At 68.6% G+C, this 12,324-nt stretch carries 11 protein-coding genes and 1 pseudogene; 8 read left to right on the top strand and 4 right to left on the bottom strand.

Going from position 1 to position 12,324, the window contains the following annotated elements; genetic code table 11:
- Positions 1-67 precede the first annotated feature (67 nt).
- Together LDO11_RS05340 and asd are read left to right on the top strand one after the other, a co-directional pair.
- Positions 68-706: an SCO family protein gene (locus LDO11_RS05340; RefSeq protein WP_232140623.1), complete on the top strand. Its 639-nt coding sequence runs from the start codon at positions 68-70 to the stop codon at positions 704-706.
- A 5-nt stretch (positions 707-711) separates the two neighbouring features.
- Positions 712-1,575, top strand: coding sequence for an archaetidylserine decarboxylase (gene asd, locus LDO11_RS05335; protein WP_232140622.1), 864 nt, complete (start codon positions 712-714; stop codon positions 1,573-1,575).
- A gap of 38 nt (positions 1,576-1,613) precedes the next feature.
- On the opposite strand, the gene LDO11_RS05330 is transcribed toward asd, so the two are convergent.
- The gene (locus LDO11_RS05330) at positions 1,614-3,179 is read right to left on the bottom strand and encodes a transglycosylase SLT domain-containing protein (protein WP_232140621.1); all 1,566 of its coding nucleotides are present in this window, start codon (positions 3,177-3,179) and stop codon (positions 1,614-1,616) included.
- Positions 3,180-3,303: 124 nt separating this feature from the next.
- Between LDO11_RS05330 and LDO11_RS05325 the strand changes: the two genes are divergently transcribed.
- From LDO11_RS05325 to greB, 3 genes are read left to right on the top strand one after another with little or no spacing between them, the layout of a single operon-like run.
- Positions 3,304-4,800 carry a helicase HerA-like domain-containing protein gene (locus tag LDO11_RS05325; protein WP_232140620.1) on the top strand — a complete coding sequence of 499 codons (1,497 nt, stop codon included), beginning with the start codon at positions 3,304-3,306 and terminating at the stop codon, positions 4,798-4,800.
- 7 nt (positions 4,801-4,807) lie between these two features.
- Positions 4,808-5,305 (top strand): copper resistance protein NlpE N-terminal domain-containing protein, encoded by a 498-nt coding sequence (locus LDO11_RS05320; RefSeq protein ID WP_232140619.1) that lies wholly within the window; start codon positions 4,808-4,810, stop codon positions 5,303-5,305.
- Complete coding sequence (gene greB, locus LDO11_RS05315; protein ID WP_232140618.1) at positions 5,305-5,826, top strand: transcription elongation factor GreB; 522 nt, start codon at positions 5,305-5,307, stop codon at positions 5,824-5,826. Before LDO11_RS05320 ends, greB begins: the two co-directional genes overlap by 1 nt.
- Before the next feature lie 15 nt (positions 5,827-5,841).
- On the opposite strand, the gene LDO11_RS05310 is transcribed toward greB, so the two are convergent.
- Both LDO11_RS05310 and rimO read right to left on the bottom strand, forming a co-directional pair.
- Positions 5,842-6,369 carry a type 1 glutamine amidotransferase domain-containing protein gene (locus tag LDO11_RS05310; RefSeq protein ID WP_232140617.1) on the bottom strand — a complete coding sequence of 176 codons (528 nt, stop codon included), beginning with the start codon at positions 6,367-6,369 and terminating at the stop codon, positions 5,842-5,844.
- 62 nt (positions 6,370-6,431) lie between these two features.
- The gene (gene rimO, locus LDO11_RS05305; RefSeq protein ID WP_129136179.1) at positions 6,432-7,817 is read right to left on the bottom strand and encodes a 30S ribosomal protein S12 methylthiotransferase RimO; all 1,386 of its coding nucleotides are present in this window, start codon (positions 7,815-7,817) and stop codon (positions 6,432-6,434) included.
- 140 nt (positions 7,818-7,957) lie between these two features.
- Here rimO and LDO11_RS05300 point away from each other — a divergent pair, with 140 nt between their 5' ends.
- On the top strand, positions 7,958-8,224 hold the full coding sequence (locus tag LDO11_RS05300) for a hypothetical protein (RefSeq protein WP_232140616.1): 267 nt from the start codon (positions 7,958-7,960) through the stop codon (positions 8,222-8,224).
- 4 nt (positions 8,225-8,228) lie between these two features.
- Positions 8,229-8,657, top strand: a complete 429-nt coding sequence (locus LDO11_RS05295; RefSeq protein ID WP_232140615.1) for an HIT family protein — start codon at positions 8,229-8,231, stop codon at positions 8,655-8,657.
- A 6-nt stretch (positions 8,658-8,663) separates the two neighbouring features.
- Here LDO11_RS05295 and dcd read toward each other — a convergent pair whose 3' ends face one another.
- Entirely contained in the window at positions 8,664-9,236 is a 573-nt protein-coding gene (gene dcd, locus LDO11_RS05290; protein WP_129136182.1) for a dCTP deaminase, read from the bottom strand.
- A gap of 190 nt (positions 9,237-9,426) precedes the next feature.
- Here dcd and LDO11_RS05285 point away from each other — a divergent pair.
- A pseudogene (locus LDO11_RS05285) lies at positions 9,427-12,257 on the top strand (TonB-dependent receptor domain-containing protein); the annotation flags it as partial.
- Positions 12,258-12,324 lie beyond the last annotated feature (67 nt).

Here is a 12,324-nt window from a genome sequence, read left to right as displayed (position 1 = left end):
AGCCGGGTGACCGGAAAGTATATGGGGCGGCGGGTATCATGGGCGCAAAACCCCAGTGGACATCGCCTTGTTCAGTCGTACCACCATCGTCATCCTCGTGTTCGCGCTCGCCGCCGGCCTTGGCCTGCTGGTCGCGCAGAAGTACTTCGCCGATCCGGCCACGCGCCCGCCGCAGACGCAGGCGATCACCCTGTTCCCGCAGCCGCGCGCATTGCCACCGTTCTCGCTGCAGCAGTCCGATGGCACCCAGCTGGTGCCGGGCGAACTGCAGGGCCACTGGACCGTGGTGTTCATCGGCTTCACGTTCTGCCCCGACGTGTGCCCGACCACGCTGGCGGAGCTCGGCCAGGCGCAACGCCAGTGGGAGGACATCCCAGACGCGGTGCGCCCGCGCGTGCTGTTCGTGTCGGTGGATCCGGAACGCGACACCCCCGAACGCGCCGGCGAGTACGCGGCTGCGTTCCATGGCGACACGCTCGCAGCCACCGCCGACATCCCGGCGCTGGAAGCGTTCACGCGGTCGCTCTCGCTGGTGTTCATGAAGGTCCCGGGCCCCGATGGCGCCGCGGCCAACCAGTACACGATCGATCACTCGGCCGCGCTGGCGGTGCTCGACCCGCAGGCCCGCATGGCCGGGGTGATCTCGCCGCCGTTCGATCCGGCGGAGATCGCCGCCGACCTGCGCCTGCTCACCGGATCACGCTGACGCCAATGGCCTTCGACCCGATCACCCCGCTCACCCATGTCCTGCCGCACCGGATGCTGTCGGGGCTGGCCCGGCGCCTGGCCTATTCGGAGAATCCGCGCGTCAGGCGCTGGCTGATCCGCACCGTCGTCAGCCGTTTCGGCGTGGACCTGGCGGAAGCCATCGAGTCGGACCCGGAGGCCTATGCCAGCTTCAATGCCTTCTTCACCCGCGCGCTGCGCGAAGGCGTGCACGTGGCCGATCCGGACCCGCGTGCGCTGCTGATGCCGGCGGACGGGCGTGTCAGCCAGTGCGGCGCCATCGGCCATCCCGACGAGCGCGGGCGCATCTTCCAGGCCAAGGGCCGCTCGTTCACCGCTGGCGAACTGCTGGGCAGCGATGCCGACGCCGAGACCTTCGATGGCGGCGTGTTCGCCACCGTCTACCTGTCACCACGCGATTACCACCGCGTGCACATGCCCTGGACCGGGCAGTTGCGCGAGACCGTGCACGTGCCCGGGCGGCTTTTCAGCGTGGGTCCATCGGCGGTGGCGGCGGTACCGCGCCTGTTCGCGCGCAACGAACGCCTGGTCTGCCAGTTCGACACCGACTTCGGGCCGATGGCGATGGTGATGGTGGGCGCGCTGCTGGTGTCCGGGGTGGAGACCATCTGGAGTGGGGTCGAGATCCCGAAATACGCACGCACCGTCACCCGCAAGGATTACCGCGGGCGCGGCATCGTCATCGAGCGTTTCGCCGAGATGGCGCGCTTCAACTACGGCTCCACGGTGATCGTGCTGCTGCCACCGGGGGTGGCCGAGCTGTCCCCCGCACTGGGCCCGGAAGTGGCGGTTCGGCTGGGCCAGCGGCTGGCCACGCGCGCGACCTGAAGTCACTGCCGCGCGGCCACACCACTGCGCGGCAGACCCTAACCGCTGCAGCCGGCCAGGGTCAGTTCCTGTCCCGGGCGGATGGCATACGACGGCGCGCGCAGTTCGTTGGCGCGCGCCAGCGTGCCGAGGTCGCAGCCATAGCGCTGGGCGATGCGTCCGAGCGTCTCGCCCCGGTTGACGCGATGCCTGCGCGCGGCGGGCGTTGCATCCGCTGCCGGCCCGGTGATGGCGGATACGGGCGTCGTACTGGCTGCGCGCATCGGCTCCACCGCACCCAGCCGCACCACCGCATGGGCGGGATCGCTGCGCACCAGCTCGTGGGCGAGCTGCGCACGCGAGCCGCGCGTGCACCAGCGGTTGTAGAGGGTGGCCACGCGCGCGGTGACATTGAGCTGGGTGCCCGCCGGGATCACCTCGTCGGCGCGATAGCGCGGATTGAGGTTGCGCAGCACGCGCATGTAACCCGGCGGCGAGCCGCTGCTGCCCAGGCAGATCGTCAGCTCGTAGATCGAGGCTGGCTTCTGCAAAGCCAGCACCGCCGGGCGCGTATCGACATCCGGGAATTCCAGCCCGTAACGGCGCGGATGCAGGAACAGCCACGCCGCGGCGATCACCATCGGCACGTAGTCGCGGGTTTCCGGCGGGAACTGGCTGTAGACCGATTCGTCCCAGAAGTTGACTCCACCCTCGTTGAATACCCGACGCGCGCGGCCCTCGCCGCCGTTGTAGCCCGCCAGCGCGAGCTCGATGTTGTTGTCGAGTTCGCGCATGCGCTCGGTGAGGTAGGCCGCGCTGGCCTGGGACGCCGCATACGGGTCGTAACGGGTGTCGAACCCGGTGGCGTCCGGGCCGATGCCGAAGCGGCGGCCGGTGGCGTACATGAACTGCATCGGCCCCGCGGCGCCGGCGCGCGAGGTGGAATGCACGCGACCATTGGATTCCTTGGCGAGGATGCCGAACAGCAGCGCCTCGGGAAGCCCCGCCTTCTCGAAGCTGGGCCACATCTGCGGGCGCATGTACTGGTAGTTCTCGTAGCTGGTCAGCAGCTGCACGCGCATGTCGGTCAACCAGCGGCGGATGCCCTCCTGCACGGCCGGGTTGAACTGCACCATGGTGGCGAAACGCTGGCCATCGGTCAGCAGTGCCGCGGCCTGTGCGCCCGCTGGCACGCTGGCCCCGCCAGGCAGGGTACCCATGCCGTCGGGATCAGGGTCGAACGGATCGGCATCCTCGCCCTCGGCAGGCGCGTTCGCGGAATCCGCGCCGGCCTTGAGCAGGCGCTTGAAGGTGGTGACGTAGGCCACCGGATCGCAGCCACGCTGGCGGCCGCATTCCACCATCACGTCCTCCATGTCCTCGAGCGCGGCATCACCTTCCGCGGCGGCACCCGGTTCCTCGTTGCGCACCCGCACCATCGCCTCGCGGTAGCGCAACTCGGCCTGGTCCATGCGCACCTGCAATGCCTCCATGGCGGCACGGTCGCGGCGCGATTGCGCGGACGCGGCGGGCATCGCGAGGAACGGCGCAATGGCGACGGCAAGCAGCAGGCACACGGGGACGCGACGTGCGCGGGATGCGGAGCGGATGGATGCGCGGGACATGCGATGTTCGACGGCGACGGGAGCGGCAGGGTAGCGGCGAGCGGCGCGCGCGGGCAAACCGGCCGCGGCCAGTGCAACCACCGGCTCACGTAGAATCGTCCGGGTCAGATGCGCGGGAGCGTTCATGGATCCGATCCTCGTTGGCAGATCGACGACCACCGCCGTAGGTGCACCGGTGGTGCTGCAGCCCCGCTATGGCAACCGCCACGGCCTGGTGGCGGGTGCCACCGGCACCGGCAAGACCGTGACCCTGATGACGCTGGCCGAGGGCTTCTCGCGGATCGGGGTGCCGGTCTTCATTGCCGACGTGAAGGGCGATGTCGCCGGTCTCGCCGTGCCCGGCGAAGACACCGCGAAGCTGCGCGAACGCGTCGCCGGGATCGGCATCGACGACTATCGGCCCGAAGGCTGTCCGACGATCTTCTGGGACCTGTACGGGCGGCTGGGCCACCCGGTGCGCACCACCGTCAGCGAAATGGGACCGCTGCTGCTGTCGCGCGTCCTCGAGCTCAACGACACCCAGGCGGGCGTGCTCGACATCGTGTTCAAGCTCGCCGACGACCGTGGCCTGCTGCTGCTCGACCTCGCCGACCTGCGCGCCCTGCTGGCGCTGGTGGCCGAGGAGCGCAAGGCCGTCTCGTCCGAGTACGGGCTGGTCAGCGCGCAGACGGTGGCCGCCATCCAGCGCGCACTGTTGCGCCTGTCACAGGATGGCGGGGAGGCGTTCTTCGGTGAACCCGCTCTGGAACTGCACGACCTGATGCGCGTGGACCACACCGGACGCGGCGTGGTCGGCATCCTCGCCGCCGACCAGCTCGTGCTCAGGCCACGGCTGTATTCGACCTTCCTGCTGTGGCTGCTGTCGGAGCTGTTCGAGACCCTGCCCGAGGTCGGTGACCTCGACCGGCCAAAACTGGTGTTCGTGTTCGACGAGGCGCACCTGCTGTTCCGCGATGCCCCGGCGTCGCTGCGCCAGCGCATCGAGCAGGTGGTGCGGCTGATCCGCTCCAAGGGCGTGGGTGTGTACTTCTGCTCGCAGTTCCCCGATGACGTGCCGGGCGAGATCCTCGGCCAGCTCGGCAACCGCGTGCAGCATGCGTTGCGCGCGTTCACCCCGCGCGACCAGAAAGCGGTGCGCACTGCGGCGGAGACTTTTGTCGCAAACCCCGCGCTCGACGTCGAGCAGGCGATCGCGCAGCTCGGCACCGGCGAGGCGCTGGTGTCCACGTTGCAGGACACCGGGCGTTCGCGTGCGGTGCCTTCGCCGGTCGAGCGCACGCTGATCGCGCCGCCACGCTGCCGGATGGGGCCAATCAGCGAGTCGGAACGCGCAACCCTGCGCGCGGCCAGCCCGGTCGGTACGAAATACGACGCCGCGGTGGATCGCGAATCCGCCGCCGAACTGCTGGCACGGCGCGCGACCATGCAGACGGAAGCAGCCGAAGCGCCGAAGGCGGCAGCACGCAACGAAGGAGGCGTGGGCCAACGCATCAACGAGTGGCTGTTCGGCACCAGTCGCCGCCAGGGGGTGATCGAGGCGGCGGGCAAGCAGGCCGCGCGCACCATCACCAGCCGGATCGTGCGTGGAGTGCTCGGCAGCTTCCCCGCCGGGCGTCGCTGAGGCCGCCATGCGGATCACGCCTGTCCTGCTTATCACCCCCTCGGCCGTCGCGGCTGCGCTGTGCCTGTCGCTGCTGGCGGCCTGCACCCGCGAACCATCTGCGGAACCCGCCGCTGCCGCCGCGCCTGCGCTGGCGACGGCGCCACCGGCACCCGCCGCCAGCGCGCCCGCCGACGACCCGGACGTCCCGCCAGCGGAGGGCATTTTTGCCGGCACCCTGCCCTGCGACGGTTGCGAGGAGGCGCTGGCCGTCGATGCCACCCTGCACCTGCGCGCCGACGGCGGGTTCGAACTGATCGAACGCCAGGCCGCGGGTGGCGAAACCATCGAGCATGCCGGGGTCTGGTACGCCAGCGACGATGGCCGCGCGATCCTGCTCGCCGACGACCACGGCCATGGCCATGGCCATCGGGTATTCGAATGGCAGGGCGAGGACGCGTTGCGGCTGTTGCCCGACGCGCCGCTGGACGATGCCGAGCCGGTGCTGCTGGTGCGGGCCGACTGATGGGCCGCTGGCGACCGCCGCCGGAGAAGAGCACCGCGCTGATCACCCGTGAGGGCCACGAACGGCTGAAGCGCGAGCTGGACGATTTGTGGCGTCAGCGTCGCCCGGAGGTGGTGCGCGCACTGGCGGCCGCGGCTGCCGAAGGCGACCGCTCCGAGAACGCCGAGTACACCTATCGCAAGAAGCAGCTCGCCGAGATCGACCGCCGCGTGCGCTACCTGTCGAAACGGCTTGAACAGCTGCGCGTGGTGGATGAGCTGCCGTCGGATCCGGCCGCGGTGTTCTTCGGCGCGCGGGTGGAACTGGAAAATGCCGGAACCGGCGAAATCCACCACTACCGCATCGTCGGCCCGGACGAGACCGACGCGCGCGACGGGTTGATCAGCATCGACTCGCCGCTGGCACGGGCGCTGCTGCGCAAGCGCCGCGACGATGAGGTCGAGGCGATGCTGCCGGCAGGACCGGTGACCTTCGTCATCGTCGACGTGAGCTACGCGGACGGCACCCCCGCGCAGCCCTGAGCGTCGCCTGCGCCGTCAGCCCAGCGCCCGGATCACCGCGTCGGTGAACGCCGGGATGTCATCGGGCTTGCGGCTGGTGATCAGGTGCCCGTCGGTCACCACCTCGGCGTCGCGCCAGTCGCCACCGGCGTTCTGCATGTCGGTGCGGATGGACTGGTAGGAGGTCACCTGGCGACCCTTGACCACGCCCGCCTCGACCAGCAGCCATGGCCCATGGCAGATCGCCGCCAGCGGCTTGCGCGCGCGATCGAAGGCCTGCACGAACGCGACGGCGTCGGCCTCGGTGCGCAGGTTGTCGGGATTGATGACGCCACCCGGCAGCACCAGGGCGTCGTAGTCGTCGGCATTCGCATCGCCGAGCGCCCGGTCGACCGCCACGCTGTCGCCCCAGTCCTTTTCGTTCCAGCCGCGGATCCCGCCCGCCTCGGGCGAAATCACATCGACCTCGAAGCCGGCCTCCTTGAGACGACGGCGCGGTTCCAGCAGTTCCGACTGCTCGTAACCATGGGTGGCGAGGATGGCGACACGCTTGGCATTGGCCATGGGGGCTCTCCGGTGAAGGGGGGCAGCAGAGCCTCGCCCACGCGCGGTCTCCCCGCCGTGAATCACGCGGTGCCGAGCACCGGCAGCCGCGCGGCCTCCACCTCGCCGTAGAGATCGTGCTCGTCGCTGCCGAGGATGCGTACGTCGACGAAATCACCGGGCACCAGGCCGGACGCGCCGCCATCCTGGATCTGCACCAGGCCATCGATCTCCGGTGCATCGGCCGCCGAACGGGCGAATGCGAGGTCGCCGTCGATCGCATCGACGATGCAGCGCTGCACGCTGCCCACCCGGGCCTCCAGCCGCGCCGCGGACACCGCCGCCTGGCGTTCCATGAAGCGCGCGAGCCGCTCCTGCTTCACCGCTTCGTCGACAGGATCAGGCAGCAGGTTGGCCGCGGCACCGTCGACCGGCGAGTACGCGAACGCACCGACGCGGTCGAGCTGCGCCTCGTCGAGGAAATCAAGCAGTGCCTCGAACTCGGCGTCGGTCTCGCCCGGGAAGCCCACGATGAAGGTCGAGCGGATGGTCAGCTCGGGGCAGATCGCACGCCAGCGCTGGATGCGCTCCAGGGTGCGATCGACGGCGCCCGGGCGCTTCATCAGCTTGAGGATGCGCGGGCTTGCATGCTGGAACGGGATGTCGAGGTACGGCAACAGCTTGCCCTCGGCCATCAGCGGAATGATCTCGTCGACATGCGGATACGGGTACACGTAATGCAGGCGGGCCCAGGCATCGAGCTCCGCCAGCCCCTCGCACAGCGCCTTCATCCGCGTCTGCCACGCACGGCCACGCCACTCGCGCTCGGCATAGCGCAGGTCCACGCCATAGGCCGAGGTGTCCTGCGAGACCACCAGCAGTTCGCGCACGCCGCCGCGCACCAGGCGCTCGGCCTCGCGCAACACCTCGTCGACCGGCCGCGACACCAGGTCGCCACGCATCGACGGGATGATGCAGAAACTGCAGCGGTGGTTGCAGCCCTCGGAAATCTTCAGATAGGCGTAGTGCTTGGGCGTCAGCTTGATGCCGGTGTCGTCATCACTGCGCAACGGCACCAGGTCGAGGAAAGGATCGACGCGCGGCGGCGCGGCCGCATGCACCGCGGTCATCACGCTGGCGTAGTCCTGCGGCCCGCTGATCGACAACACGCCGGGATGCGCCTCGCGGATCAGCGCCTCGCGCTTGCCGAGGCATCCAGTGACGATGACGCGACCGTTCTCGGCCATGGCCTCGCCGATGGCATCGAGTGATTCCTCCACCGCGGCGTCGATGAAGCCGCAGGTGTTGACCACCACCACGTCGGCATCGTCGTAGCTCTGCACGAGGTCGTAGCCCTCGACCCGCAACTGGGTGAGGATGCGCTCGGAGTCGACCAGCGCCTTGGGGCAGCCGAGACTGACGAAACCGACCCTGGGGCCGGGGTTCCGGGAAGAGATGGGGGTGGACATGGGGACCGTGTGAGGTGACGCGCGCGACCGGCGATTATACGGGGCCCCGCGGTCGCCACCCGGGGCGGCCTGAAGACGGTTCAGCCACGCCATGCCTCACGCGGCGGCTAGAATCCCGGCTGTCTAAAGGGGAGCGCGGCATGGGCATGGATATCGCGATCGGCTCGACACCCGGCAGCCCCGGCGGACGGCGCTCGCAGCCGCCGGGTGCGCCCCGCGGCGGGCTCGTGGTGGTGGACATCGAACACGAGCGCACCGCGCATCCCCACGCCGAGTCGCACGCCCACGTCCATGTCAGGCACGGTTCCAGCGGCGCGGTCGATCCGCGCCACAGCGTGCCGGCAGCGGCATCGCTCGCCCACCAGCGCACGCTCGCATTCCTGCGTTGCGCCCTGCCCGAGACCTGATCGCATGGATTCCCATTACCACCTGCACCCGCAGCTCGCCACCGACAGTCACCCGCTGGCCAACCTCGCGCTCTGCGAACTGCGGCTGATCGACGACGCCAACTATCCTTGGCTGGTGCTGGTGCCGCGGGTCGCGGACGCCGTCGAACTGATCGATCTCGGCCGCGAGCATCGCCGGCAACTGACCGACGAAATCGACTTCGCGTCCCGCCTGCTGCGTGCCGCGGTGCGCCCGGACAAGCTCAACGTCGCCGCGCTCGGCAACATGGTGCCGCAGCTGCATGTGCACGTGATCGCGCGTTTCCACGGCGATCCCGCATGGCCGGCGCCCGTCTGGGGCCGCGTTGCCGCGAGGCCGTACGCGCCGGAAGCACTCGTGGACCGGATCGTCGGCTTCCAGCGCGCGATGGCCGACCTTGCCGGCGAGGGCTGACGCCGCTCAGGTGCGCGGCAGGGTCACCCCGGTCTGCCCCTGGTACTTGCCGCCACGATCGCGGTAGGACGTCTCGCAGACCTCGTCGGACTGGAAGAACAGCATCTGCGCGACGCCCTCGTTGGCATAGATGCGTGCGGGCAACGGCGTGGTGTTCGAGAACTCGAGCGTCACGTGCCCTTCCCACTCGGGCTCGAGCGGCGTCACGTTGACGATGATCCCGCATCGCGCATAGGTGCTCTTGCCCAGGCACACCACCAGCACGTCGCGCGGAATGCGGAAGTACTCCACCGTGCGCGCCAGCGCGAACGAGTTCGGCGGGATGATGCAGACGTCGGCTTCGATGTCGACAAAGCTCTTCGGGTCGAAGTGCTTGGGGTCGACGATCGTCGAGTTGATGTTGGTGAAGACCTTGAATTCGCGCGAGCAGCGAACGTCGTAGCCGTAGCTCGAAGTGCCGTAACTGACGATCCGCTGGCCTCCGGCATCCTGCTTGATCTGCCCCGCCTCGAACGGCTCGATCATCCCGCCGGGCTGCTCGGACATGCGGCGGATCCAACGGTCGCTCTTGATGGTCATCGGGTTGGCTGTGCTCGGGCGGAGGGCTGGGATTGTAGGGCGATGGTCAGCCGATGCCATGCCTCCGCATGGCCATGGCACGGTCGACGCATTGGAACTTTGTTACGACGGTGTTAACTTCGGGTTCAGGCCTCTCTTTCCAACGCCTGTTTCTCGATGCGGCTGCCGGTGACGCTGATACGGTCGCGTGCGCGAGGGCTTCGTCACCCCCTCGCCTGTCGTGGGTGTCACCGCCGAGGCTCCTGCGCGAGTGCGACACCTGCCACAGGCAGCAGCGACAGGATGAACAAGCTCCCGCAGCTGACGCCGAGCTACTCGCTGGGCAACTCCACCCGCTTCATCGGCACCGCCGGCCTGGGCCTGATGGACCTGCGCGGCATGGGCAACTCGCGCACGCTGGTGCTGGTGAACGGCCGCCGCCATGTCGGCGCCTCGCCGGGCTCGACCTCGGTCGACGTCAACACCATCCCGGTGGAGTGGATCGAACGCGTTGAAGTCATCACCGGCGGCGCTTCGGCCGTCTACGGTGCCGACGCCGTCGCGGGTGTCGTCAACTTCATCATGAAGAAGTCCTTCGATGGCTTCGAACTGCGCGGCCAGCGCGGCTCGGCCTCGGAAGGCAGCTTCGGGCGCAGCTTCGTCAGCTTCTCCGGCGGCGGCGACTTCGCCGATGGCCGCGGTACCGCGGCCATCGCGATCGAGCACAGCGAGCAGGACCGATTCAGCCGTGGCGACCGCGCCATTGGCCGGCAGTTCCGCGTGTCCGTGCCGAACCCGGACTTCGACCCCTCGCAGCCCCCCAGCGAAAGCAATCCGCAGACGATCATCAGCGGCCCGGGTGGCAACCACTCGATCTCCTACGGCGGCACCTTCACCATCGGCGCGTTCAACTTCCGCAACCCGTCGACCTGGGGCAACCGTTACATCTTCAACGATGACGGCACCTTCCGTCCCAACCGTTACGACGGCGTCATGCCGAGCAACACCTCGTGCGTGGACTGCGACTTCGCCGACCTGAACGCCGTTGCGGACCTGGAGCCCGCATTCGAGCGCCAGAGCGTCAACACGGTGCTCGGCTTCGACCTGACCGATGACCACCGCCTGTTCTTCGAAGGCAAGTACACCAAGACCGAGTCGAACTTCTACGGCCAGCCGGCGTTCGACCAGCCGATCCGTATCCGCCGCGACAACGCCTATGTGACGCCGGAGCTCGGCGCACTGATGGACGCCAACGGGCTGACCCAGCTGCAGATCAGCCGCTTCAACGTCGATGCCGGCCGCCGCGGCGAAGTCGTCGACCGCTCGACCCGCCGTGCCGTGCTTGGCGTCGAAGGCTATTTCGGCAATGACTGGTCCTACGAGGTGTCGGCGAACTACGGCGAGACCAAGATCGACCGCCTGAACCTCAACAACCGCATCAACCAGCGCTGGCATGCAGGCCTGGACGCCGTGCGTGACGCCAACGGCAACATCGTGTGCCGCGTGTCGGTCGATCCGAACGCCGTCAACCCGCATACCGGCGCGGCGTATCTCCCGATCGCCCGTGACGGGTGCGTGCCGTTCTCGGTGTTCGGCAATGGCGCGGTGTCTCCGGAAGCCGCGGCGTGGTTCAACGTGGCCGGCGTCAACGAGTCCAAGCTCTCGCAGACGGTGTTCAGTGCATCGGTCGCCAACAGCGCGCTGTTCTCCCTGCCGGCCGGCGATGTCGGCTTCGCCGGTGGCCTCGAGCACCGTACCGAGAAGAGCCAGGAGAACACCGACCCGCTGGCAGCGCAGGGGCTGACGTTCCTCAACGCCATCCCGAGCCGCGGTGGCGAGTACGACGTGAGCGAGGTGTTCGTCGAAACCTCGATCCCGCTGCTGGCTGACCTGCCGGGCGTACAGCGCCTCGCGCTCGACCTTGCGGGCCGCTATTCGGACTACAGCACCATCGGTTCGGCCAAGACCTGGAACGTGGGCCTCGACTGGCAGGTGCTGTCCTCGCTGCGCTTCCGCGGCACCGTGGCACAGGCCGTGCGCGCACCGGCGATCGGCGAGCTGTTCAACCCGCAGTCCGAGAACTTCGCGACGATCAACGACCCGTGCAACTACCTGCCGACCAACTCCAACCGGCCCGACAACGCGGCCGACCCGGCACTGCGCCGTGCGAACTGCACCGCGCTGGGTGTGCCCGAAGGCTGGATCGATACCTATTCGGCGAACCGCCCGGGCGTGAGCGGCGGCAACCCGGACCTTGCGCCGGAAACCGCGGACTCCGTGTCGTTCGGCGCCGTCTGGCAGCCGGAGTTCGTGCAGGGTCTTGGCGTGTCGGTCGACTACTGGCGCATCACTCTGCACGACGCGATCGGTGCTGTGAGCGGTCAGACCAACGCCACGCGTTGCGTCGATGCCCCGGGCGGCATCAACAATCCGTTCTGCGCCGCGATCCAGCGTGCGCCGGTCGGGGGCTACATCGACCCGAACGGTCGTGACTTCCCCGCCTACAGCATCTACCGCTGGACGGCGCTCAACGAGAACCTGGCCAAGTCCCGCCGCGCCGGCGTCGACTTCGAGGTCGACTACCGCTTCGACATGCTCGGCGGCAACACCGTCGCCCGTTTCGTCGGCACGCGGATGATCCAGTCGCGCGAATGGGCGTTCCAGGACTTCCCGGACGAGTATCGCGAGTGGGTGCGCTACTTCACCGATCCGCGCTACCGCGCCAATCTGGACCTGACGCACACCAACGGTGACTGGAAGGCCACCTGGACGATGAACTACGTGCACCACAACCTGCGCGTGGCACCGGACAGCTTCCAGTCCAACCCGGGGCAGACCAGCCCGATCCGCAACGGCACGTTCCTGTACCACAACGCGCAGATCAACTACACCTACCCGGACAGCGGCATCAGCGTCTATCTCGGCGCCAACAACCTGTTCGACAAGGATCCGCCGCTGAACTACTTCGGCGCGGATGCAGGCCAGTCCCTGTATGACAGCGTGGGCCGCTACGTGTACCTCGGCGCCACCTACCGCTTCTGATCCAACTGCGTCATTTCTCTCTTTGGAGCCCGGTTCGCCGGGCTCCTTTTTTTGGCCGCTTTCCGCC

This window comes from Alterluteimonas muca (genome assembly GCF_021191595.1).
GTDB lineage: Bacteria > Pseudomonadota > Gammaproteobacteria > Xanthomonadales > Xanthomonadaceae > Luteimonas > Luteimonas muca.
The sequence above is the reverse complement of the archived record's forward strand: the minus strand, read 5'-3'. Positions and strand labels throughout refer to the sequence as shown.